Origin of the sequence: Rhodococcus sp. IEGM 1241, from assembly GCF_033142365.1 — a bacterium.
GTDB classification, from domain to species: Bacteria; Actinomycetota; Actinomycetes; order Mycobacteriales; family Mycobacteriaceae; genus Rhodococcus_F; species Rhodococcus_F erythropolis.
On the sequence record NZ_JAWLSE010000004.1, the window covers coordinates 626438 to 649984 of the forward strand.

A 23547-nucleotide genomic window follows, 5' to 3' on the forward strand; every position below is an offset into this window, starting at 1 on the left:
GTGTAGCCAGCTGTAGTGGATCGCGGCATCAGGTGCGGCATGCTGGGGCAGTGAAGAAGAGAACCAGGGCTGCGGTGTACGTGCTCGTCGAGGGTGCGGCAGCCGTGGTCTCCCTGTTCTTGCTGATGGTCGGTCTCATTCTGCTGTCGCTCTCGATTCTGATCGTCGGCTGGTTGCTGTTGCCGTCGTACGTGCGGGTGCTCCGGTGGTGGGCGGGTCTGGCCCGCAAGAGAACGGCTGCGTACACCGGACGCCCTGTTCTGCAGCGATACCCACCGATGCCAAGCAATCCGACCTTCGGGGATTGGCGCCGGTTCCTCACCGATCAGTCGACCAGGCGCGACGCGGCCTGGCTGTCGATTCATGGTCTGGGGGCTTTCGTCGCGGCGATGCTGACCATTGCTCTGCCACTCGGTGCACTCAATTCGATTGCCGTCCCGCTGTACTGGCAGCAGATGCCCGCCGGTGAACCCGTCAACAATCCGTACCCCGTGACGTCGTGGTTGGGCGCTGCCGGAATGCCGTTGATCGGCATCCTGTACCTCCTGATCGCGTGGTGGTTGATCCCCGCGATGGCGAAGTGGATCAGCTGGTCGACCACGACTTTGCTTGCGCCGGACACGCGTTCGGACCTCTCGAAGCGCGTCACCGCCCTGACGGCCAGCCGCGCTGCGGCGCTCGACGCACATTCGGCCGAACTCAAGCGCATCGAGCGGGATCTGCACGACGGCGCGCAGAACCGTCTGGTCGCGGTGGTGATGATGTTGGGGATGGCCGAGCGGTCGTTGCAGAACAATCCGGACCAGGCTCTGCCACAACTGCATCGGGCCCAGGATGCGGCCACCGAGGCGTTGAGCGAACTCCGGACGTTGGTGCACGACATCTACCCGCCGATCCTCGACGAGTTGGGTCTGGAGGGCGCGATCTCCGCGCTCGCCGGGCGCTCCGCCGTGCCCTGCGTACTCGAGATCGACGAACTCCGCCGTGCCCCGGCTGCCGTCGAGGCTGCTGCGTACTTCGTCGTCGCCGAGGCCTTGACCAACGTCGCAAAACACAGCGGAGCGCGCAGCGTCACCGTCACGGCACGGACGGAGGCGTCGGACGACTCGTTGGGTGAGACGATGCTCATCGACGTGATCGACGATGGTCAGGGCGGCGCGAACGAACGCCCGGGCGGCGGCGTGGCGGGTATCCGACGCCGGGTCGAGGCTTTCGAAGGAACCGCAGTATTGGAGAGCCCGGAGGGTGGACCGACAACGATGAGGGTGGAACTACCGTGCGGATTCTGATTGCCGAGGACGACGCTCTCCTGCGAGAGGGGCTGGCACTGCTGCTCCGCGGAGAGGGCTTCGAGGTGTCTGCCGTCTCCGACGCCGCACAGTTCCTCACGGTGTTCGAGGAGACCGCCCCCGACGCCGCGGTGCTCGACGTCCGGATGCCTCCTACTTTCACCAACGAGGGGCTTCGAGCGGCGATCGAGGTGCGCAAGCTTCGCCCGGGCTTTCCCGTCCTGGTCCTTTCCGCGTACGTCGAGGATCGCTACGCCGGTGAATTGTTGGCAGGAGGCGCCGGCGGGGTCGGGTACCTGCTCAAGGAACGGGTCGGCAAGGTAGCCGAGTTCGTCGACGCATTGAACCGGGTCGTCGACGGCGGAACCGTGATGGATCCCGAGGTCGTATCCCAACTGATGAGCCGTCGACGCGCCGACGATCCGATCAGATCACTGACCCCACGCGAGTCCGAGGTTCTCGGACTGATGGCGGAGGGGCTGGGAAATCAGGAAATCGCCAGGAAACTGGTCGTCAGCGACACTGCTGTGAGCAAGCACATAGGAAATATCTTCGCAAAACTCGGCCTGTCGGCTTCCGAAAGCGGGCATCGTCGTGTTTTGGCAGTTCTAGCTCATTTACGCGCCTGATCGTGGATCTGGACTACATACCTGACCGAAGCGTAATGTGAGCCAGCCTCATGTTGTTGCCGTGATCGAACGGTGACCTGAGAGGCAGGGGCTTATGTCCTGTACGTAACGTGTGATGTCGAATGCGCGTCATCACCAGAAACCAACGAGGAGATCGATCAATGGGTAAGCCGATTGCCAGTGTGGCCGGAGGTCGGCAGTCCGTCCTTCTCGGGCTCGGCGTTCACCGCCCGGAGCGAGTCGTGACCAACGACGAGATCTGCGAGCTGATCGATTCCACCGACGAGTGGATCCAGACGCGATCGGGTATCAAGTCGCGCCGGTTCTCCGGCGAAGGTGAAGGCATCCTCGCGATGTCGATCAGCGCGGCCCGTAAAGCACTGGACGTCAGCGGCATTGCTCCCGAGCAGATCGGCGCCGTGATCATCGCGACGTCGACGTGGGACCTGCAGACTCCTCAGGCTGCGTCCATCGTCGCCCACGAGCTCGGCATCAAGGGTCCGGCTGCATTCGACGTCGCGGCAGGCTGCGCCGGTTTCTGTACCGCCCTTGCCGTGGCCAGCGACCTCGTTCGCGGCGGCACGGTTGATCACGTACTCGTCGTCGGCGTCGAGTTGATGAGCGAGGCCACCGAGCCCACCGATCGCAGCGTTCGCTTCATCTTCGGTGACGGCGCAGGCGCAGTTGTCGTCGGCCCGAGCGATACCGTCGGAATCGGCCCGGTCGAGTGGGGTTCGGACGGCAGCCAGTCCGACGCCATCGTTCAGGAGCCGAGCTGGCTCGACTACACCAAGAACCCGACCGGACCTCGGCCGTGGATCAAGATGGCCGGTACCGCGGTGTTCCGCTGGGCTGCCTTCGAGATGGGCAAGGTCGCCACTCGCACCCTGGAGAAGTCGGGGCTGGGTATCGAGGACATCGACGCTTTTGTGCCGCACCAGGCAAACCAGCGCATCAACGAGGTCATCGCTCGCAGCATGAAGCTGCCCGAGGGCTTCCCCGTCTCCAACGACATCGCCGAGACGGGCAACACGTCCGCGGCCTCGATCCCGCTCGCCATGGAGCAGATGCTGCGCGACGGCCAGTGCAAGCCGGGCGACAAGGCATTGCTTCTCGCCTTCGGTGCGGGTCTGTCCTTCGCCGGCCAGGTTGTCGTCATGCCGCCGTTGGCTGGAGCGGAATCAGCCTGATCTTCTCTCGTGACGAGCGCCTCGAACCCCACGGTTCGGGGCGCTCTTCCGTTTCCGTCCAGATCGTCGTACCTCTGCGATGTGGCACTCTGGCGAGATGGTCGAGAGTATGGGGGAGTCCGAACGTATGGGTGTGACGGGCGGCAGCTTGGCGAAGATGGGCGGGCAAGTGGCGCTCGCCAGCACGGTCAGTCGGATCACCGGCTTCGTCCGCACCCTTGCCCTTGCCGCGGTCCTCGGCATCGCCCTGGTCAGTGATGCGTACAACGCGGCCAACAGCTTCCCGAACATGGTCTATCAGCTCCTCCTCGGCGGAATTCTCGCCAGCGTTCTGCTTCCGTATCTGACACGGCAGCGAAGTCGTGGGCGGACGCTCGAACGAGAGCAGACGCAGCGCGTTCTCACCGTCGGAGCGCTTGCTCTTGCGCTCGTGACGGTAGTGGCGGTGGTGTGCGCGCCGCCTCTGGTCTCGGCTGTGATCGATGATCCGGCTCAACGAGAGTTGACGACGCTCTTCGCGTACTTGCTTCTGCCGGAGATCTTCTTCTACGGCGTCACGGCGATGATGACGGCAGTACTCAGTGTTCGATCAGTGTTCGGCGCGCCGGCCTGGGCGCCGGTGATCAACAACGTCGTCCTTCTGGTGACGGTCGCGGTCTTCCTGTGCATCCCGGGGCCGGTTACTCTGACTCCCGAGTCGATGACCACCGCGCAGGTTCTGGTGATCGGTATCGGCACTCTGCTCGGGATCGTGGCGCAAACCGCCGTCGTTGCTCGAGCGCTGCACCGCAACGGGTTTCGGTGGCGCCTTCGCGTGCGGGTCGTACCGCACACCTGGCGCCCGGTGCGCGTCGGGGCGCCGTTGCTCGGTTGGGTACTTGTGTACGTCGTTGCCGGTCAGATCGGTGTGTGGGTGACGATGAAGGTCACTCTCTCCCGTCACGTCTACTCGATGTACACGCACGCGGATCTGCTGTTTCAAGTGGCGTACGGCATTCTCGGTGTGTCGTTGTTGACGGTGCTGATGCCGCGGATCGCCAGGTCGGTTGCTGCGGGTGACGACGTCGGCGTCGTATCCGATCTCGGCCGGGGAGCCCGGTATTCAGTGGTGGCGCTGATTCCGGTCACGGTGGCGCTCATGGTCTTCGGCCCCTCGTTGACCACCCTGATCTTCTTCGGCCGGGTCGACGGCAGCAGTGCCCGGTTGATCGGGACGGCCGTTGCGGTCAGTGCATTCGGGCTGGTGCCCTTTGCGATGGTCATGCTTCAGCTTCGAGTGTTCTACGCCGACAACAACACCCGAACTCCCGCGGTGATCGCGCTGGTGATGGTGGTAGCCAAGACGGCGCTCGTTCTTCTTGCGTCTCTGTCGGCGAGTGACGAAACGCTGGTCCTGGCCGTCTGTGCGGCGGGCTCGTTCTCCTACGTGTGCGGAGCGGCGCTCGGCCACATCCTGCTTCGAAAGCGATACGGGCTGTTGGGATTCCGTCGCGTGCAGGCTACCGTCGGAAGGATTTCGGCGGCGGCAATTCTGGCAGGTGGTTGTGCGCTCGCTTTGGTGGTGGCGGTTCAGAACCGAGTTCCCGAGCCCAGGCTTGCTGCTGTTATTTCATTGTCGGCGGGTGCGGCCGTCGGAGCAGTCGTCCTGTTGGGCGCATGCAAGGTCGTCGGTGTTCCCGAGATTTGCCGGGCTCGGGCCCTACTGTTGTCCTGAGGACAAGAGCGGTACCAGCAGTTCGTCCGGAGTGAGGGCGCCGTGCTGTCCACGGAGGCCGGACAGTCCCGATTCGACAGATCGACGTACGACGGCCACGTCCCCGGACGCAATGGCGATGACATCACCGATCCGGCCGTGATACTCGGAATGCACTGCAGGCCCGAACAATCCTGCGACTATGCCCTCGGATCTCGTCCCGATCCACATGCGGTCACCCAGTTCGGCGCGCCAGCGGTCCGCAACATCTTGTGCAGCGCCTTCTCGGGTGTGGATGTGACGACATCTAGGTTCACCGGCAAGAGCGAGTACATCTTTGGACAGAATCGGAGTGTTGTCGAAGTCGATCTTGTTCTCGTCCAACACGTCGACCATTCCGTGGTCTGCCGTCACCAGCAATCTCACGTCCGGACCGAGAGCGGCGGCGAGTTGCTCGACCAGTCGATCGACAAGCATCAGTTGGAAAATCCACGGCTCGGACTCGGGGCCGTAGACGTGGCCGAGTGCATCGATCTCGCTGATGTAGCAGTACGTGAACGTACGGTCGGCAGATTTCGACGCGGCCACGGTGCGAGCGAGGAGGTCTCCGTATGCCTGGATTCCGGCGAATTGGGCGCCGCGCATTCCCGCCCGGGTGAGGCCGCTGCCGTCGAATTTGGACGGAACGACGGTAGTGACGGTGATGCCGGCGGCCGCGGCACGATCGAAGGTCGTGGCCTGCGGCTGCAGGGTCTCCGGGACGATGGAGTCGGTCTGAGATTCCTTCTTGCCCGCGCTGTGCCAACCCAGCCAGTTGAACACCGAATCGGCTTCTTCGACGTAAGACTGGTAACCGGTGATTCCGTGCGCCCCCGAGGGCAGCCCGGTCCCCAACGAGACGATGCTGGTGGCCGTCGTCGTGGGGAATCCTGCCCGTATGGGCGTTCCGATCAGTGAGTTCAGGAATGGTGCGTGTTCGGCGTTGCGGGCGAGCAAGTTCGCGCCCATCCCGTCTACCAGCAGAATTACAGTCTTCTGGCTGGGCTGTAGATCGAGACGGTTCGCTTCGCCGCTCACTCCGAGAGAAGCGAGTACCGACGGCGCAAGCGTCGACAGAGTCGGCTGCGAGTACACATCGAGGAGAGGGGCGGGGGCGGGCATCCCATGAGATTAGGCGTTGGACGCAGAAAACTGCATACCTTCTGGGCGAGTGTTCAAATCCGTGCGGTCAAATCGGGACTTTCCAGATGATCAGCGCGCAGAGACCGCGGGCCGGTGCGGCCTCTGCGCGGAGATTCACTCCATGATCGTGGAGATCTGGAACTTGGCACCGAGTGGATCGGCCACCGACGCGAGACGGCCGAAGGGCGTGTCCTCGGGATCGCGCAAGACGCTGCCGCCGAATTCGACGACCTTGGCGACGGCCGCATCGGTGTCGTCCGCCCCGAAGTACACCTGCCAGAACGACGGCACCTCTGCCGGGAGGAACGAGCTGGCATCCATCAAACCGGCGACGACGGTGTCGCCCTGCTTGGCCTGTGAGTACCGGAACTCGTCGCTGTCGCCGATGGACTCGTAAGTCCAGCCGAACACGTCGGTGTAGAACGGCAGGACCGCGGCGTAGTTCTTGGACAAAGTCTCGTGCCACACCGGGGCTCCGGCCTCGCCGACCAGACCGAAGCCGTGGTGCTGATCTGCCTGCCAGATACCGACGACTGCACCGGCAGGATCGCCCACGATCGCCATGCTGCCCTGGGGACCGACCTGCATCGACGGCATCATGATCATTCCGCCCGCGGCTTCGGCCTTGGACGCCGACGTTGCCGCATCAGTCGAGGAGATGTAGGTGGTCCAGACGTTGCCGTACGGGTTTCCCTCCTGCTGAGGTCCGAGCCCGGCGATGGGCTGCCCGTCTTTGCTGAAGATCGCGTAGCCGCCGTACTGCGGGTCGTCGTTTGTGTCAGTCTGCCAACCGAACACGTTGGTGTAGAAGGATTTGGCGACCTCGGTATCGGAGCTGGTGAGGTCGATCCAACAGGGTGTTCCGTCGAGCGCTGTGCGTGCGGGCATCTGAAACTCTCCTTTACCGAAACGGATACACAAGTACGGGTCGCGCAAATGCTTGGCCGAGGAAGGCGCGAATCTCACGCTACGCGCGTACCCCGACACATTCCCAGGGCTCGAGAGCTTTGGAGTATTTGACCGTTCGCGCTTACCGGTGGGCCGGACCTGCCGACGTAGTCGATCGCCGAATCGTCCTTGATACGCCGAAGTTGATGGGGCACTTGCTCGATCGGCGAGGCCGTTCCGCGGGTGTAGTGCCGGTACTTGTCAGCTCGTGATCAGCCCCGTGCGATCGAGCCACGCGAGCGCATGACGTGAAAACTCGTCCGGAATCTCCAACTGAGGGGTGTGGCCGGTATCGCCGAGAATGATGGTGGTCCAGTGTGGATGTGCGGCGGCGGCTGCCCGGGCAGCCTCGACCGGGACAAGCCGATCGCGATCGCCGTGTATCAGGAGCGTCGGAGTCGCGATCTCTCGCAGTGTCTTTCGATAAGAGGCCGGACGGGCGAGGGTCATCAACAGTGACCGTGCTGCCTGCAGGAACTCGGCATCCTGAGTGGGTTCGCCGCGACGAATCGCAGTCAAGGCAGCGCCCGCGTCGAGGACCGCGGGGTCTGCTCGCGTCGGATCGGCAAAACACAATCTGGTCATCTGAGCGGCCAACTGCCGGTCGGACATCTTCCGGCGTCCGAAGCCGAGAACCTGCTCACCGACGTACGGCATCGAGTAGAGCGCGAATTGGGCGGCGACGGTCAGGTCGGGAAGTTGGACGGGCAGGGGGAGCGCCGGATCCACCAGCACCAGGCCGGCAACTGATTCGGGATTGGCATGGGTCGAGATTGCCGAGACCATTCCCCCCATCGAATTGCCGAACAGGACGGCAGGTTCACCTACTACTGTCTCGAGAAAGCGATTCAGGAGTGCTGCGTTGGCGTCGACGCCGGTGTGCCGCCCACGGGCAGAGGTGAGTCCGAATCCGGCGAGATCCAGTGCGTACACACGCGTGCGCGCCGCCAGCGTCGGTGCCACCCGCACCCAGTTCAGGTGCGAGCCGCCCAGTCCGTGAACGAGCACGATGGGCGGCGCTCCGCTGGGACCGCCGAAGTCGATCCAGTGAACATCACCGCCGAGGTCGGTGATGTTGCTTGTCCCGCCCCACGGGTGTGTGAGGGTGCTTCCGTCGGCGGGTTCGGCCGAAACAGCGGATTCCATACCTGACAGGATGCACCGAGGCGCGGTTCCAGTCACGCTCTCGTCCCGGTTCGGTATCCGAAACTGTGTCCTCGATCACGGATTATCGGGAAGCTCGGGAAACGGGCAAAACGGAATTTGACTGGTGTCAAGTACTTTTCGCGGTTGTCATCGCTTTCCGACGGCCGTGGTGTGCGTCCGGCGGAGGTCGGTTCGGGCATACTGAAAACCATGTGGTGGATGGTCGGGCTCATTGTTCTGGCCGCGCTGGTTTTGGCATCCGTTCTGGTCGGTTTCGTTTTCCGCCGCCCGATCGCCGAAGCCAAGTCGGCGGTGCTTGCCTTCGACGACGCCAGCTCTCAGCCCCAGCGCGACTGACCACCGTCGAGCGGAATTGTTGCTCCAGTCAGATACGCGGCATCCGGGCCGACCAGGAAAGCCACCGCGGTGCCGATGTCCGTTTCGCAGTCCCCGATCCTCCGTAGCGGAATCCCGGCAACAAAAGCGGCAGCCTCTTCCGGACGCGCATCTGCCCAACGCTGTAGCCCGGGCGAGGATGCATGAGGAGCAACCGCGTTGACTCGGATCCCGTCGACGCCCCATTCGCACGCTGCTGCGCGACTGAGGGCTCGGACGGATTCCTTCACGGCCGCGTATCCGCCGTAGCCGGCGGCGTCCCAGCGGACGGCCACGGAACTGACCATGTTGATGATCGCCCCGCCGCCGCGTTCCTTCATGAACGGGTAGCAGGCTTGCATTGTTCGCAGCGTCGCGACGGGACCGGAAGTCAATCCGTCGGCAAGGCGCTCCGGAGTGAGGTCGAGGACGTTGCCGAGCGGGTTGAGGCTGGCGTTGTTGATCAGGATGTCGACGCCGCCGAACAGTTCCACGGTTCGCGCCACGGCAGCGGTGATGGAACCCGCGTCGGCGATATCCACGAGCACCGGTTCGGCACGGCCTCCGCGTTCGGTGATCTCGTTACATGTGACGACGAGTTTCGACTCAGTGCGGCCCGCCACCGCGACGGAAGCACCTTCCTTGGCAAGCGCAAACGCAACACCCTGGCCGACGCCTTGCCCTGCGCCAGTGATCAGGGCCACTTTTCCATCCAACTTGCCCACTGCTGTTCTCCTGCTCGTCATTCAACGGTTCCCGAAGCGTTGTCCGAATCGCGCATTGTTACTCGTGGGTTCCCGCTGGATGAGATGTGAGTTACGTCCCACTCAACGGCACCGCTTCAAATTTCGGCTGTCTTACGTATATTGTGAGCGCCGTTACACACCGTACGCGCGGACCGCGTAAATACCATGATGAGGAGCTAGACATGGCACAGACTGGAAGTATGGATCCGATCACCGCAGGCAACCTTGCTGACGGCGCAAAGATCCTTGCGGGACTCGCAGGCATCATCACCGGCATCGCAGCTATCGCGACGTTCGCTGGTGCAATTGGCAACGCTGGCAGCACCGCCGCACCCAAGGCTTGATCTGCAAGTTTTACGCTCCTTTCGGCCCGTGTCCTGAAGGCATTGCCTTCGTGGACGCGGGCCGGAGGTCTATCTGTGCCTGAATGTCTGTGTCTTGCAGGCACATTCAATTCTGTGATGCGTCAATTGCCGCCGGAACATCCACACCTTCTTCGTGGATTTGGGGTCCGAAGTTCGGCAGCGGAGTGAAGTCGAGTGCCGCCTCCGAACCGCGGTAATGGCGGAAGTAGAAGAGGGATCGGTCGGGCCGCACCAGGCTGTCCGGTTCGCTTGTCTTCCATCCCCAGTGGACGTCCGCTCGCAGAATCTCCGACAGCCTCACGATGTTCTTGCAGCCGTGGCTTTGCAGTCCAAGGCATTTCAATTCCTCGACGTCTCGCAGTTGCCCGTCGCGCGTCCACCTGGATTCGTAGACCAGAGCGTCGAGAACAACACGGTGTGAATCCGCCTGAGTAACTCCGGCAAGTAGAGCCTCCCAGTCCAATCCTGGTGCGTGTTCGAGGTATTCGTCGGCGTCGATGAATGCTGCCCACGCGACGGTGTCGCGGTACCGGCTCACGTAATCGACGTAGGCCTCTACCTGTCCGTGCACGATCCGACCGTCCTCCTCGCGCGGTTGCCAGTCGACGATCGTCACCGGAAGGTCGTGCAGTTCTTTGCGGAATGCGACCTGAACTTCACTGTCCGACATCGATCGGGTGAAGGCGCCGTAAGAGTTGCCTCTCTTGTCCTCGCTGCGGCCGTGCCAACGGTTGAGGCTGAATGCGCTTGTCTTGCGGGTGGACCCGACGGAACCGGTGTTGTCGTAGAGAACAACCTCCCAGCCTTGCTCGATGTGGTGCAGGCACCAGTCTCTGATGAAGGGGAGATGTTCGCGGGGGAGCAGGACCGCAACCACGGCGCGGCGTCCGGTGTCAGAGCTGTTTGGGTGGTTCTTCGGGTCCGTGATCACCCGACACACGATAGTGCTCTGCGTGGAAGCGAGTTACTCGATATTGAACATGGAGATAGGTTGACACATCTATCAATTTGTCTCATAGTCGAGTCATGACAACATCTGTGTCACATTCGCCACGGTTTGTTCCTTCCACCGGGGAGTCCTGGCGTTCGCCCTGGGCCATGTACGACGCATTGCGAGAGAACGACCCGGTGCACAACGTGGTGCCGGAAGCCTCGCCGCAGGACGACTACTGGGTGCTCACCCGTCACGAAGACGTCTACAACGCCGCTCGTGATTACGAGACGTACTCGTCGGCAAAGGGATTGACCACCGTCTATGGTGAGCTCGAGCAGATCGGGATGCAGGACAATCCGCCGTTCGTGATGCAGGATCCGCCAGTGCAGTCGGAGTTCCGGCGCATGGTGTCGAAGGGTTTCACTCCGCGTCAGGTATCGGCGGTCGAGCCGATGGTTCGCGAATTCGTCGTCGAACGTATCGAGGCGCTGAAAGCGCGTGGCAGCGGCGACATCGTCGTCGAGCTCTTCAAACCGTTGCCGTCGATGGTTGTCGCACACTATCTGGGTGTGCCGGAATCGGACCGTGACCAGTTCGACGGCTGGACCGAGGCCATTGTCGCTGCCAATTCGGCAGGTGGCGTGGCCGCGGCAGCGACGACGGCGCAGGCCGCCACCGGTGAGTTGATGATGTACTTCGCGTCGCTGATCGAACGCCGCAAGGTCGAACCGGGTGACGACACGATTTCGCACCTGCTCGCCGCTGGACTCGGTGAAGACGGCGACATGTCCGGCCTGCTGTCGATTCTGGGCTTCGCCTTCACCATGGTGGCCGGTGGAAACGACACCACGACAGGAATGCTGGGTGGTTCGGTGGCGATGCTGACCGAACGCCTCGATCAGCGTCAGATCCTGCTGGACGATCCCGCATTGATCACCGACGCGGTCGACGAGTTGCTTCGACTCACCTCACCGGTCCAAGGACTGGCACGCACCACGACTCGGGATGTGGCTTTGGGCGGCAAAGTGATTCCGGCAGGACGTAAGGTTCTGTTGATGTACGGTGCGGCCAATCGTGATCCCGAAAAGTACGGACCCGACGCGGCGGAGTTGGACGTCTTGCGTCGACCGCAGAAGATTCTCACCTTCAGTCATGGCGCCCACCACTGTCTGGGGGCGTCGGCAGCTCGGATGCAGGCTCGAGTTGCGTTGGAAGAGTTACTCTCCCGGATTCCAGATTTCCATATCGACATCGACGCGATGCAATACGCGCCGGGCAACTACGTGCGCCGTCCACTCACAGCGCCGATGTCGGTGACCCGGCCGTGAGCAACGACTGGCTCGGTGAGGGGCGCGCCTTGGCGGCAGCCGAGAAGATCCTCGACAGTGCGGCGCAACTGTTCGTCGAGAAAGGTGTCAACGCCGTCGGTATGGCGGAGATAGCCTCTGCTGCAGGATGTTCCCGGGCCACCCTGTATCGGTACTTCGAGAATCGGCAGGCCCTTCACATTGCATTCGTTCACCGCGAAGCGCGCAGGCTGGGAACTGCGATCGCGGAATCGGTAGCGACCATCGATGATCCGAGCGAGCGTCTCGAAACGGCGATGCTCACCGCAGTCTCCGCGGTGCGCAGCACTCCGACGTTGGCTGCATGGTTCACTCCGGGTGATGCGAGTCTTGCAGGTGAACTTGCCAATTCATCCGACGTCATCAACGGACTGGGCGTCGCGATGCTCGGTGAAAACGGAGCAGGCACAGCGTCACGAGCACGCTGGATCGTGCGAGTGATCCTCTCACTGCTCATGGTGCCGGGGGCGGACGAGAACGACGAGCGGACGTTGGTGCGTGAGTTCGTTGCTGCGCTGTTGAACGCTGGACGAACCACGTGATCATCCCTTCCGGGTGATGCGCGAGGACTACGTGGCGATCGAGGATGAACCGGTATCCAGACACAGGACATCGCGAGTTCCCGAGGAGCGTAAGAGAAGATGACTACACCATCCGAACTCGACCCCAAGCCCGCTACCGAAGCGACTCGCCTTGCGAATGCCCAGGTTCTCCGTGATCTTCCGTTCGATGACACATTCGACTTCGAACTGATTTCTCGAGGTCTGGTAGCGCCGCTCATCGACGGCGGGTTGGTCAAGGGTGACAAAGGACAGTTCATCTTCTCCTACGGCGCCTACGGGTTCGCCGACGGCGAAGCGCCGGACACAGTCAACCCGAGTCTCTGGCGCCAAGCCACTTTGATGGGAAAGGGCGGCGGGCTCTTCAAGCTTGCCGATCGCCTCTACCAGGTGATCGGTCAGGACTTGTCGAACACTACGATCATCGAGGGTGATACCGGGTTGATCATCGGTGACACCCTGATGTCCGCGGAAACAGCCGCTCTTGCGCTGGAGTTGTACTACCAGCACCGCCCCAAGGTCCCGGTCAAGGCAATTATCTTCACACACTCCCACGGCGACCATTTCGGCGGAGTCAAAGGATTTGTCACCGACGAAGAGATCGAGTCCGGTGCCGTAAAAGTCTATGCACCAGACAGTTTCACGGAGGAAGCGATCTCCGAGAACGTGCTCGCCGGCACAGCGATGACGCGTCGCGGAATGTACATGTACGGATCATTCATGCGTCCAGGCCCGCAGGGGCAGGTTTCCGGTGGTCTCGGACTGTCCACGTCGCACGGCACGTCGACGTTCGCGGTGCCGACCGACGTCATCACCGAACCGGTACACGAAGAAGTCATCGACGGTGTGCGCGTGACGTTCATGCTCGCACCGGGCACCGAAGCGCCGTCCGAAATGCTGTTCTATCTACCCGATTTCAAGGCGCTCGGGTCAGCGGAGGACGTCACGCACACAATGCACAACCTGTACACGTTGCGCGGCGCCAAAACTCGCGACGCCAAGGCCTGGTCGCACTACGTTCGTCTGGCGATGGAACTTTTTCCCGACGTCGAAATCATTTTCGCGCAGCATCATTGGCCCACGTGGGGCAACGACAAGATCTTGAAGCTGATGTCGGATCAGGCAGACCTGTACAAGTATCTGCACGATCAGACGTTGCGTCTTGCCAACAAGGGACTGACACCGGTAGAGATTGCCGACCAGATCGAGGTACCCGACGCCATCGGAAAGCAGTGGTACAACCGCGGGTACTACGGCTCGCTCAGTCACAACGTCAAAGCGATCTACACCTTCTATCTCGGTTGGTTCGACGGCGTTCCCGCTCACCTCAATCCTCATCCGCCGGTGGAGAACGGCAAGCGCTATGTCGAAGCCGTCGGCGGACCCGATGCGCTTCTGACCAAGGGCAAGCAGGCGTTCGACGACGGAGACTACCGCTGGGCCGCGGAGTTGGTGAACCATCTGGTGTTCGCCGATCCGAGTAATCAGAAAGCGCGAGAGTTGTTGGCGGACACGTACGAACAACTCGGCTACCAAGCCGAGAACGGTACGTGGCGCAACTTCTACCTGGTCGGAGCGATGGAATTGCGGCATCCGCTGGCGCCGATGCCGTCCAACAACCCCACTGGCCCGGCCGTGGTCGCAGTGATGCCGCTCGAACAGATGCTGGATTTCGCCTCGATGGCCCGAAGGCCGCCGACGTCGACCTGTCGTTGCGATTCGTATTGTCCGACACCGCGGACAACGTCCTGGTCACAGTGTGCAACGGCGTGCTGAACTACGACACGGACAAGGCAGATGCTTCGGCCGCCCTGACTCTGACCTTGACCCGTGCCGTGTTCAACGAGGTGTATCTGGGAACGACCTCGCTCACCGAATCCATCAAGGCCGGAACGGCAAAAGCTGTGGGAGATCAGTCTGAACTGGAGACGTTCATCTCGCTGCTGGAGGACTTCGATCTGTGGTTCGACATCGTGACGCCGTGACAGTCGCACCAGTCACGCCGTGACTGGTGCGACTGATCGATGATCAGTGTTCGTGAATGATGACTCCGCGCATGATCTTTCCCGACTTCATGTCGTCGTAGCCCTGGTTGATGTCTTCGAGGCGGTACTCGGTGGTGACCATTTCGTCGAGCTTCAAGAGCCCGGCTTCGTAGAGGTTGAGTAGACGGGGGATGTCGGCGCGAGGATTGCATTCGCCGAACAGGCTTCCGCGGAGCTGTTTTTGGAACAGGGTCATTTCGGCGAGGTGCAACTGTGTGTCAGTGGCACCCATTGGTGAGACCGCTGTCAAGACTACGCGGCCACCCTTGCGGATCAGTCCGACCATTGGCTGGATCATGTCGCCGCTCGCCACCCCGACGGTCAGGATCGCGACGTCAGCCATGACGCCCCAGGTCAATTCGTTGACCAGCGTCATGGCCTCGTCGATCGACGAAGCAAAGTGGGTCGCTCCGAGAGTTTCGGCCATGGCCTTCTTGTCCGGCGAGATGTCGACTGCCACGATGTGCCTCGCGCCCGCGATCTTCGCCCCCTGGATTGCACTTCCACCGATCCCGCCGATTCCGACGACGACCACGGAGTCGCCGGGCGAGACCTCACCGGTGTTGACGGCAGATCCCCAACCGGTGGTGACTCCGCAGCCGACGAGGCAGGCCTTCTCGAGGGGAATCCATTTGTTGATCTTCACCACGGACGCTTCCGGCACTACCGTGTAGTTGCCGAAAGTTCCCAGAAGCGAGAAGGTTCCGACGTCGTGCCCGCGAGCTGTCGCGCGGTACGTCCCGTCGACCTGTGCGCCGGCCATCAGAATGGCGCCGAGGTCGCAGAGGTTGCTCTGTCCGACTGCGCACCAACGGCAGCGTCCACACGAGGGAATGAAGGAGAGGACGACGTGATCGCCTACCTCGACGTCTCGCACGCCGGGGCCGACTTTCTCCACTATGCCCGCGCCTTCGTGGCCACCGATCACGGGGAGTGGGACTGCCAGATCACCGGTCACAGCATGATCGTCGGAGTGGCACATGCCGCTGGCAACCACTTTGATCAGGACTTCACGTTCTTTCGGATCTGCGAGCTCGATCTCCTCGACACTCCACGGTGTGTTGTGATCCCACAGCACTGCGGCCTTCGCCTTCATCGACATTCCCTTCGAGCGTGCTTCGCGGCGCAGTGTCTTCTCGTCTGCTCCTGGACACATGCTGTCTCCCCTCGGGGGCCTAGGTCATGCATCTGCGCGCCACGGTCTGGTGTTTTCGCGCCGTTTCGCCAATCCATGAAGTGAATTTGCGATAACCTTAGTTATGGTCACCACCCGGTCTGGAGAGAAGACTGCCGACGGCGTTCCTGTCGGTATGGGAGGCCTCTGGTGGGAATCTCGTCTGCGGGAGCAATTCATTCCCCTTGATGTGCAGGTATCCCGATCGATTCTCCGCGAGGGATTCGCCGCATCGGTCAAGCGGCGCTCGCTGGACGACTTCGGTCTCGTCGACCTCAGCTGCGATCCGTGCACAGGAAAGCGAACCGCAACTCAGGTATCCGAAGCCACAGAAGACTGGGTCGTGCTGATCGCAATCCGGTCAGGACGCGAAGCGCTGACACGAGCAGGTGAGACGATTCTCGTGGGCGCTGGTGACGTAGTTCTGTGGGATACGCGCAATCAGGCCGAGTTCGAGGTGCTGGAGTCGATTCGTTCGATCAATTTGCTGATTCCTCGCTCGGCCCTGGCGGAAGTCTCCGGTCGAGCGTGGCCGGCTTTCGGCGGCGCGCTGGAACGGGACTCACCGTCGGTACGTTTGTTGGTTTCCTATCTGTCGATGCTGGCCGATTCGTTGGCCGCACTTCCTGAATCCGCGGTATCAGCGGCCAGAAATGCCACCCTCGAACTGTTCGACGGGGCGGTGAGCCAGACCATCGGAACTGAGGACGCTGTCGGTTCCGCCGCGCTGCGCTTGTCGATCGATGCCTGGATCGACGGGCACCTGTGTGATCCGTCGTTGTCGTTGACCTCTGTTGCCGCCGCCCACGCGGTCTCGGCCCGGACGGTCCAGCGAGTTTTCGGCCGATCCGGTGAGACGTTCAACGGGACGGTACGGGCGCGGCGGTTGGCCAGGGCACGCGAAGAATTGCGTCGCACGAACAGTTCGATCACCTCGATCGCCACCCGATGGTGTTTCTCCGACGCAAGCCACTTCTCGCGACTTTTCAAAGAACGGTTCGGGACTTCTCCGGCGGCATTCCGCTCTCGGAAAATGCGGAGCTGACGTCGGGGCCGCCTACTCGAATCGGGAAGGATCTCCCGCGCCGACGCGCACGATCTCGGGGGCACCGGACGAATAGTCGACCACCGTGGTGGGCTCGGTGCCGCAGTCACCCGAGTCGATGACGGCGTCGAGTTGGTGGTCGAGTTCTTCCTTGATCTGCCAGCCGTCCGTCATCGGCTCCTCGGCGCCGGGCAGGAGAAGGGTGCTGGAGAGGATCGGTTCACCCAACTCTTGCAAGAGCGCCCGCACTACCGGGTGGCTGGGGATACGCACTCCGACGGTCTTCTTCTTGGCGTGTGCCAGCCGACGCGGAACTTCCTTCGTGGCGGGAAGGATGAACGTGTACTGCCCAGGCGTAGCGGCTTTCACCGCGCGGAACGCCGAGTTGGTGACGTGGACGAAGTGCCCGAGCTGCGCGAAGTCGGCACAGACCAGCGTGAAGTGGTGATCCGACCGCAGGTGACGGATCTCGCGGATCCGATCGGTGCCCGAGTGATTGTCCATTCGGGCACCCAGGGCGTAGCAGGAGTCGGTGGGGTAGGCGATGACCGCGTCGTTGCGCAGCATTTCGACGATCTGGCTGATCGCGCGCGGCTGCGGGTTTTCCGGGTGAACGTCGAAGTATCGGGCCATCAACCCAGCTTAGTTCAGCTTGCAGATCACGAATGCCGTTCACCGTTCAGACTGTGGTCGGCGAGCAATCCCGTCAGCTCTTCGGCGTAGGCGAGTTGCTTACGTAAGTGTGTGCAGCTTTCTTCCGCCCGGGTATGGCAGGCGGTGACGAATTCGGTTGCGGCGGTTCGTGTTGACGCGTCCGAAGCTTCGTCGCCGAGCACTGCCAGGGAATTGAGGAGTTGTTTCATTTCTTCGAGACTGAATCCGAGCGGCTTCATTCGTCGGATTACCAGTAGCCGTTGGACGTCCGCCTCGGTGTACAAGCGGAATCCTCCGGCGGTCCGCTCCGATGGAGTGACCAGACCGACCTCGTCGTAATGACGGATCGTCTTGATCGACAGTTCGGTGCGTTCGGCAACCTGCCCGATCTGCATGTTCTGTCCCTGGACCGCATGTTCCGGCTCAGACATCACTCCTACTTTCGTCGCGCTGGGCTTCCATACTCTCAGTGACCGTCACCCAGGCGTCCGGACAGGCGCAGATGGCGCTCGGCCGATGCGTCGTCGAGCCCCACGATCTCGACATTCTTGCCTCTGGCCGCGTACTTGGTGGTGATCGCGTCCAGTGTCGCCACGGTCGACGCGTCCCAGACATGAGACTCGGACAGATCGATGACAATGTTCTTCGGGTCGTCGACATAGTCGAACTGGTAGATCAGATCGTTGCTGGATGCGAAGAACAGCTCGCCTCGAACCGCATAGACACGGGTGTCCTCGTCCGGATGCGCGACGTCGATCACTTCGGTGAGATGCGCGACGCGGCGGGCGAAGATGACCATCGCGGTGATCACTCCGACGATCACGCCGTAGGCAAGATTGTGGGTCGCGACGGTGACCGCCACGGTGACCAGCATGACCAATGTCTCGCCGATCGGCATGCGGCGCAGGGTCTTCGGATTGACGCTGTGCCAGTCGAAAGTGCCGACCGAGACCATGATCATGACGGCTACCAATGCGGCCATGGGAATCAACGCCACGACATCGCCGAGGCCGACCACGAGTATCAGCAAGAACACGCCCGCCAGGAAGGTCGAGATTCGAGTGCGAGCGCCGGAGACCTTGACGTTGATCATGGTCTGGCCGATCATCGCGCACCCTCCCATGCCTCCGAAGAAGCCGGTGACGATGTTCGCGACGCCTTGGCCCCACCCTTCTCGGGTCTTGTTCGAGTGAGTATCCGTGACGTCGTCGACGAGCTTGGCCGTCATCAACGATTCGAGGAGGCCGACGAGCGCCATGGCCAATGCATACGGAGCAATGATCGACAGTGTGTGCATGTCCAGAGGGACGTCGGGGAACAGTAGCGTCGGCAGGCTCGACGGAAGCTCGCCCTCGTCGCCGACATTGGGGACGTTGAACGCGAAAATGACTGTGGCGCTGGTCAGTAACACGATCGCCACCAGTGGAGCCGGGACCGCGCTGGTCAGTTTCGGCAGGAATACGAGTATCAGGAGGGCGACGGCCAGAAGTGGGTAGACGAGCCACGGAACATCGATCAGGTGGGGGAGTTGGGCAATGAAGATCAAGATGGCCAGTGCATTGACGAATCCCACCATGACGCTGCGCGGGATGAAGCGCATCAGCTTGGCGACGCCGAGGAGGCTCAACACGATCTGGAGCAGGCCGGCCAGAAGGACTGTCGCAATCAGGTAGTCGATTCCGTACTCGCGCGTCAGTGGAGCGACGACCAGTGCGACGGCGCCGGTAGCTGCGGAGATCATTGCGGGTCGTCCGCCGACGACGGCGATGGTCACTGCCATCGTGAACGACGCGAACAGTCCTACCCGCGGATCGACGCCGGCGATGATCGAGAACGAGATCGCCTCGGGAATCAGTGCCAACGCCACGACCAGTCCGGCCAAAACTTCCGTTTTGAGACGGCGAGGTGACCGGAGCGCGGCCCGAACCGAATTGTCGTTGGTGGATGAAGCGATGGTTACTGCCATGAGATTCCGTCCTGACGAGGTTCTCATACTCTACCCTCCCGTAAGGGTAGAGTATGAACGGAGTTCTCACTACGGCGCGAATTCCTGTCGAATTATGTTTCCCCGCAGTGAATCTCGAACCGCGAGATTGATCGAGAGAGGCAAGGCTCGCGGCGGCGGTCAGATGTGACGACCAGTAACCCTTACCAATTATTTACCTACTGTGTGGTTTTTGTTTATTGAAAACGGGTCAACTCGGGCGTTGGCTCCGTTACAGTTCGGCGGCAAACGTCAATCAGGTTGTTCCGAGAGGACATCATGTCAAAACGCCTACTGAATGCTGCGCTCCTTACCGGTCTCCTTGCCGGTGGAACCGCTGTGGCCGTGATTCCGGCGGCCGCGGCGCCCGTTGCAGAAACCACGTCGACAACGTTTCAGGTCACGTGCCGCGCAGTTCCGAGTGCGTTCTCCGGTCCTTCGTCAGACGGAAAGCCTGCTACGGTGCGAGTTTCGGCTCCTTCGGTCGTGGCGCCAGGTCAAGTCTTCGACATCGAGGTGGATCCGGGTAGCGTCCAGATCCCGAACGATGTGAGCGGCGCAAGTGTCAAGAAGATTTCGCGTCTGAAGATCGATCTGCCGATTCCGACCAACGCGGAGTTCGTTTCGGCGACGGTCACCGATCCGGGCAATGTTGTTGCCGGGAAACCTGCTTCGGTGATTCGTGTCAACGAAGACGGCACTCCCGCAGCGGACGGTCCGATACTCCGGTTGTCCGGCGCAAACGAAGCGATTGGCAACAGTCCGTCATCGTCGTCGGGTGCGCACGGCGGGCTTGCGATCAACGCTCAGTCCGGAGCCGAGACCAACATCGTCTTTCCGAAGATCAGAATCACCGTAAAGGCCGGGCCGTCCGGCGCAGTCGAAACCAATGTCCGGACTTCGGGTGCTGCAGGTACTTTCGGCGGGCCGGAGTCGTTTTTGACCTTCCTCCCTCAGGTAAGTCACTGGCTCGCGGGAACCATCTGGGCGCCCACATCCTGTTCTCCTCGCGACGGTGAGACGGGTCCCCTCAACGCCGGTGCCGGCGCATTGGCCTCCACGAAAATCGACGGAGACCTCGGACCTGTTGATCCCGAGCCTGGAGCAGACATCGTGACGACGCTCGAAGGGCCGACGACAGCCGCTACCGGCACCAAGGTGTCTTTTGCTTCTCACGTCGATCCGGAAAACGCAACGGGAACAGTACAGTTCATGGTCGACGGCAAGCCCGTCGGTGACCCGCGGCCGGTGGTTCGCGGTATTGCCCGCCTGGATCTGACCTTCGGTAAGGCGGGTACCAAGTCCGTGACCGCAGTCTTCACAGCTACCGGCGACGAGGCGAAGTACACGTCGGCGGCACACATGCTCACGGTGACCGGTGATTCAACAGGCCCGGTCGATCCCGACCCGACCGATCCGGGCACTCCGGGTGGTCTCGGCAGCCTCGAGTCCGTTCTGCCGCAGCTGCCCACAGGTTCGCTCGGTGGCAAGTGATCACGGTCCTACTTCACCGAACACTCGATGACCGAGTCTTTTTGAAAGGCAACATATGAACTCCCGTTCTCTGGCTGTTTGCGCAGTCGTACCAGCTGTCGCGGCCGGACTCCTCGCTGTGTCCGCTCCGGTAGCAGCGGCTTCCGATACCGTGACGCGAACAGTTTCCTTCGAACACAAGTGCCGGGTCGACGGCGCCACCGATTGGGATTCGTCGTTCTCCGACAACCTGGAGGTCACGGCGCCCACGTCCGTGCGTCCGGGCGAACAGTTCACAGTGAAACTGCATCCGGGCACCATGCGTAGTTCGGACTCGGACACCGGTCGTATCAAGTACGACATCGCACTACCGCAAGGGGCAACCCTGGTGTCGTACTCCCTCGTCGGTGATTCGTCGTCGAACTTGACCGGCGAGACTGCGGTGCTGCTCCGGGTGGGCGCAGACGGAAACGCGAACCCGGCGGGTGAGTACCTGCGAATTACCGGCACCGGCAACAAGACAGTCAACGACGGTCCGAGCGCCAGCGACAACAAGCCCAAGGAAGGGCTGCAAGTCAAGGCCAACACGGACTTTCGTTTGCCGGCAGTCGAATTGAAACTCGAAGCTCGGTCCGACGAGGGAAACGCGACGACGCACCTGCGCGCCGGGGCGACGAGCCCGAGTATCAAGATCAAAGACACGAGCATGAGTTTCGGTGAGTCCCGGTGGGTCAATGCCGCTGGGTATTGTGTTGCTTCGGGCGAGGGACGCAGCGCCCTCTCGACTACCGAGGTATTCGCGACCAACCAGACCGAGACGACGGTCGCTGTCGCACTGGAGGCACTGACGGGCGAAGACGTCAAGATTGCGGCGAGTATCGACCCGAACCCGGGTGAGGGCACGGTCGAGTTCTTCGACGGCGAGACGAAGATCGGTAGCGCCACAGTCGATTCCAATGGCCATGCAGAACTGGTCTGGCCGTTCCGCGACCAGGGCGAGCATCGTATCACCGCAAAGTTCTTGGGTACCAAGAAGTTCAGTTCTTCGGAATCTGCAGACAAGACCGTGACCGTCACCGTGCCCGGCGTCATCGTCGTCGAGCCGGTGGATCCGACGGAACCGGAAACTCCTGGTGGAACCGGAAGCCTCGGGGACATCTTCTCGAAGCTGCCGACGGGCTCACTCGGAGGCTGAGTCACCCAAACGGCAGGGGAGCGTCGACGTTTCGGCTCGAATACGGTTGTGTGATCGAATACTGGAATGACAGGTTCGAATCATGCCGAGAGCCGCAACGCCGGCGTTCCCTATTTTTCTCAATGGGAGTCTCCGTCACGGAAATCGGGCCAGAACCACAAAAGGTAGCTCACCAAAACTCGTGCCCTTTTACTACCGTTAGTTGAAGAACTGCGCGAACCGCGGGTTCTTACATCAACAAGCCTTCGAACTCGCCGCTGCGGTTCAGGTATGAACAAGGTAGGGAAAATGCGCAAGGTTAGTTTGCTCGCGTCCGCTGCAGCAGTAGCTGTCGGTGTGGCAATGATCGGGACGTCTGCGGCCTCAGCAGCGCCGGGAACGATTCCCGGTCATGGGCTGTTCGACGTGCCGTGGGAGGTGTTGCCGGGAACCTACACGACGTCTGGACCCGTATCAGCTGATATGCCGTGCATATACGGTCGGGCAAAAGTCGACGGCGACGGTGAATTGAATGTCCTCGAGTTCGAAAGCACCCTCGAACCGGCGACAGTCACCATTCTCTTGACGGATTCTCGCTTCACCACCGCGTATTGCGCTGATTGGAAGAGAGTGTCGTCAGTCGGATCGTTGGATCTCGGATCGCTTTTCGGGTCCTAGACGTCTCCACTCTATGTCGAGATGGACCTCTGGACGTGACCACGGCCCTCTGCCATCTCGATTGAACGCTCGGCTCGCGGATGCGCTCGTTCGTCTCGAGTTTTCGACCACTCGTCGCATGAGTCCATGACCAGGGACTTTAGCCCTCAGTAATTACCTACCAATCGGTATATTCTGCGAAGGTACGGACTTCGTGAACCGATGTGAGTTGGCTCCGGGGGACGTGCCGGCCTCGCAGGACCGCCCGCAAAGTCAGCCCGGTGAGGCCACCAGAGTTCGCGCATTTCGACAGATTGCCGCTGGGGCCGTCCGCTACGAGGGGAGCGGACGGACCTGACAGCACGAGAGAGTGCCATGCCTGAACGTGGTCAAAGCAGAGTGGACGCGGGGATCATTGCCGTCGTCGCAGTCATAACCGGTGTGTTCGTCGCACTGACCGGCCATGGTCTGGTTGCAGCGCTGGCCACCGTGTTGGGCCTCGCGCTCGGGATGGCGATTGTGCGGTATCTGATCAAAGGTCGCTGATCAGAGTCCTCTGATCAAATGTGGCTGATCACCGCAAGAGTTCAGCAGGTCGCGAGAATGTCTGCGATGGTGTCGTGTTCGGCTTGGGTAACCCACAAACCGTATGCCGCTTTTACTTCCACTTGAGCAGTCACGTACTGGCAGCGGTATGCCTTGTTGGGTGGCAGCCACGACGCCGCGTCGGAATCCGACTTCTTCTGGTTGGTGGGCCCGTCGACAGCGCGCAGGTTTCGAGGGTCGTTGGCCAGATTGGTTCGCGTTTGCGTGTCGAGTTGCTGCGCGCCCTTCTGCCAGGCGTCTGAGAGTGCGACAACATGTAATCCGTAGCTAGTAGGTAGTGCCGTTGACATCATCCTGGGCTTCCTTCCACGGATTCGGGATATGTGGGCGAC

At 61.6% G+C, this 23547-nt stretch carries 25 protein-coding genes; 15 read left to right on the forward strand and 10 right to left on the reverse strand.

Going from position 1 to position 23547, the window contains the following annotated elements; translation table 11 throughout:
• The first annotated feature begins 50 nt into the window (after positions 1-50).
• The 4 genes from R4P70_RS21215 to murJ all read left to right on the forward strand — a co-directional run bounded on the left by R4P70_RS21215 (position 51) and on the right by murJ (position 4822).
• Positions 51-1289 (forward strand): sensor histidine kinase, encoded by a 1239-nt coding sequence (locus R4P70_RS21215; RefSeq protein WP_021343074.1) that lies wholly within the window; start codon positions 51-53, stop codon positions 1287-1289.
• Positions 1277-1918 carry a response regulator transcription factor gene (locus R4P70_RS21220; protein ID WP_003945784.1) on the forward strand — a complete coding sequence of 214 codons (642 nt, stop codon included), beginning with the start codon at positions 1277-1279 and terminating at the stop codon, positions 1916-1918. Before R4P70_RS21215 ends, R4P70_RS21220 begins: the two co-directional genes overlap by 13 nt.
• Before the next feature lie 161 nt (positions 1919-2079).
• Positions 2080-3108, forward strand: a complete 1029-nt coding sequence (locus R4P70_RS21225) for a beta-ketoacyl-ACP synthase III (RefSeq protein ID WP_003945837.1) — start codon at positions 2080-2082, stop codon at positions 3106-3108.
• Positions 3109-3205: 97 nt separating this feature from the next.
• Positions 3206-4822, forward strand: a complete 1617-nt coding sequence (murJ, locus tag R4P70_RS21230) for a murein biosynthesis integral membrane protein MurJ (RefSeq protein WP_317831575.1) — start codon at positions 3206-3208, stop codon at positions 4820-4822.
• On the opposite strand, the gene R4P70_RS21235 is transcribed toward murJ, so the two are convergent.
• The 3 genes from R4P70_RS21235 to R4P70_RS21245 all read right to left on the reverse strand — a co-directional run bounded on the left by R4P70_RS21235 (position 4808) and on the right by R4P70_RS21245 (position 8077).
• On the reverse strand, positions 4808-5962 hold the full coding sequence (locus R4P70_RS21235) for an alkaline phosphatase family protein (RefSeq protein ID WP_021333167.1): 1155 nt from the start codon (positions 5960-5962) through the stop codon (positions 4808-4810). The genes murJ and R4P70_RS21235 overlap by 15 nt on opposite strands.
• A 135-nt stretch (positions 5963-6097) precedes the next feature.
• Positions 6098-6871, reverse strand: coding sequence for a VOC family protein (locus R4P70_RS21240; protein ID WP_019747156.1), 774 nt, complete (start codon positions 6869-6871; stop codon positions 6098-6100).
• Between the two features lie 261 nt (positions 6872-7132).
• Positions 7133-8077 (reverse strand): alpha/beta fold hydrolase, encoded by a 945-nt coding sequence (locus tag R4P70_RS21245; RefSeq protein WP_172932336.1) that lies wholly within the window; start codon positions 8075-8077, stop codon positions 7133-7135.
• Between the two features lie 144 nt (positions 8078-8221).
• Here R4P70_RS21245 and R4P70_RS21250 point away from each other — a divergent pair, with 144 nt between their 5' ends.
• Positions 8222-8434, forward strand: coding sequence for a hypothetical protein (locus R4P70_RS21250; RefSeq protein WP_228118235.1), 213 nt, complete (start codon positions 8222-8224; stop codon positions 8432-8434).
• On the opposite strand, the gene R4P70_RS21255 is transcribed toward R4P70_RS21250, so the two are convergent.
• Positions 8416-9177 (reverse strand): SDR family NAD(P)-dependent oxidoreductase, encoded by a 762-nt coding sequence (locus tag R4P70_RS21255; RefSeq protein ID WP_020723638.1) that lies wholly within the window; start codon positions 9175-9177, stop codon positions 8416-8418. The genes R4P70_RS21250 and R4P70_RS21255 overlap by 19 nt on opposite strands.
• A gap of 203 nt (positions 9178-9380) precedes the next feature.
• On the opposite strand from R4P70_RS21255, the gene R4P70_RS21260 reads away from it, so the two are divergent.
• Positions 9381-9542: a hypothetical protein gene (locus tag R4P70_RS21260; RefSeq protein ID WP_161120888.1), complete on the forward strand. Its 162-nt coding sequence runs from the start codon at positions 9381-9383 to the stop codon at positions 9540-9542.
• Positions 9543-9648: 106 nt separating this feature from the next.
• On the opposite strand, the gene R4P70_RS21265 is transcribed toward R4P70_RS21260, so the two are convergent.
• Positions 9649-10494 (reverse strand): glycosyltransferase family 92 protein, encoded by an 846-nt coding sequence (locus R4P70_RS21265; RefSeq protein WP_182262502.1) that lies wholly within the window; start codon positions 10492-10494, stop codon positions 9649-9651.
• Between the two features lie 95 nt (positions 10495-10589).
• Here R4P70_RS21265 and R4P70_RS21270 point away from each other — a divergent pair, with 95 nt between their 5' ends.
• The 4 genes from R4P70_RS21270 to R4P70_RS21285 all read left to right on the forward strand — a co-directional run bounded on the left by R4P70_RS21270 (position 10590) and on the right by R4P70_RS21285 (position 14388).
• Complete coding sequence (locus R4P70_RS21270; RefSeq protein ID WP_084326934.1) at positions 10590-11825, forward strand: cytochrome P450; 1236 nt, start codon at positions 10590-10592, stop codon at positions 11823-11825.
• A complete protein-coding gene (locus R4P70_RS21275; RefSeq protein ID WP_060938324.1) occupies positions 11822-12385 on the forward strand; it encodes a TetR/AcrR family transcriptional regulator in 564 nt (187 codons plus the stop codon). The genes R4P70_RS21270 and R4P70_RS21275 overlap by 4 nt, the downstream gene beginning before the upstream one ends.
• 99 nt (positions 12386-12484) lie before the next feature.
• Complete coding sequence (locus R4P70_RS21280; RefSeq protein WP_317831586.1) at positions 12485-14179, forward strand: alkyl/aryl-sulfatase; 1695 nt, start codon at positions 12485-12487, stop codon at positions 14177-14179.
• The gene (locus R4P70_RS21285; protein WP_317831588.1) at positions 14128-14388 is read left to right on the forward strand and encodes an alkyl sulfatase C-terminal domain-containing protein; all 261 of its coding nucleotides are present in this window, start codon (positions 14128-14130) and stop codon (positions 14386-14388) included. Before R4P70_RS21280 ends, R4P70_RS21285 begins: the two co-directional genes overlap by 52 nt.
• 43 nt (positions 14389-14431) lie before the next feature.
• Here R4P70_RS21285 and R4P70_RS21290 read toward each other — a convergent pair whose 3' ends face one another.
• On the reverse strand, positions 14432-15544 hold the full coding sequence (locus tag R4P70_RS21290) for an NDMA-dependent alcohol dehydrogenase (protein ID WP_024487546.1): 1113 nt from the start codon (positions 15542-15544) through the stop codon (positions 14432-14434).
• A 163-nt stretch (positions 15545-15707) separates the two neighbouring features.
• On the opposite strand from R4P70_RS21290, the gene R4P70_RS21295 reads away from it, so the two are divergent.
• On the forward strand, positions 15708-16667 hold the full coding sequence (locus R4P70_RS21295) for a helix-turn-helix domain-containing protein (protein WP_317831590.1): 960 nt from the start codon (positions 15708-15710) through the stop codon (positions 16665-16667).
• Between the two features lie 12 nt (positions 16668-16679).
• Here the strand turns inward: R4P70_RS21295 and R4P70_RS21300 are convergent, their stop codons facing one another.
• From R4P70_RS21300 to R4P70_RS21310, 3 genes are read right to left on the reverse strand one after another with little or no spacing between them, the layout of a single operon-like run.
• A complete protein-coding gene (locus tag R4P70_RS21300; RefSeq protein WP_019747165.1) occupies positions 16680-17300 on the reverse strand; it encodes an L-threonylcarbamoyladenylate synthase in 621 nt (206 codons plus the stop codon).
• Between the two features lie 26 nt (positions 17301-17326).
• A complete protein-coding gene (locus R4P70_RS21305) occupies positions 17327-17752 on the reverse strand; it encodes a MerR family transcriptional regulator (protein ID WP_019747166.1) in 426 nt (141 codons plus the stop codon).
• Positions 17753-17787: 35 nt separating this feature from the next.
• Positions 17788-19287 carry a SulP family inorganic anion transporter gene (locus tag R4P70_RS21310; protein WP_317831592.1) on the reverse strand — a complete coding sequence of 500 codons (1500 nt, stop codon included), beginning with the start codon at positions 19285-19287 and terminating at the stop codon, positions 17788-17790.
• Positions 19288-19584: 297 nt separating this feature from the next.
• Here R4P70_RS21310 and R4P70_RS21315 point away from each other — a divergent pair, with 297 nt between their 5' ends.
• The 4 genes from R4P70_RS21315 (at position 19585) to R4P70_RS21330 (ending at position 23155) form a co-directional block, all read left to right on the forward strand.
• Entirely contained in the window at positions 19585-20799 is a 1215-nt protein-coding gene (locus tag R4P70_RS21315) for an Ig-like domain-containing protein (protein WP_317831594.1), read from the forward strand.
• Positions 20800-20854: 55 nt separating this feature from the next.
• Positions 20855-21973, forward strand: a complete 1119-nt coding sequence (locus R4P70_RS21320) for an Ig-like domain-containing protein (protein ID WP_182262506.1) — start codon at positions 20855-20857, stop codon at positions 21971-21973.
• Between the two features lie 288 nt (positions 21974-22261).
• Positions 22262-22630, forward strand: a complete 369-nt coding sequence (locus R4P70_RS21325) for a hypothetical protein (RefSeq protein WP_029537646.1) — start codon at positions 22262-22264, stop codon at positions 22628-22630.
• 354 nt (positions 22631-22984) lie between these two features.
• Positions 22985-23155, forward strand: coding sequence for a hypothetical protein (locus tag R4P70_RS21330; protein ID WP_020906453.1), 171 nt, complete (start codon positions 22985-22987; stop codon positions 23153-23155).
• Between the two features lie 41 nt (positions 23156-23196).
• Here the strand turns inward: R4P70_RS21330 and R4P70_RS21335 are convergent.
• Positions 23197-23547: HNH endonuclease family protein (locus tag R4P70_RS21335; RefSeq protein WP_411742485.1), on the reverse strand; the 351-nt coding region annotated here is incomplete at its 5' end.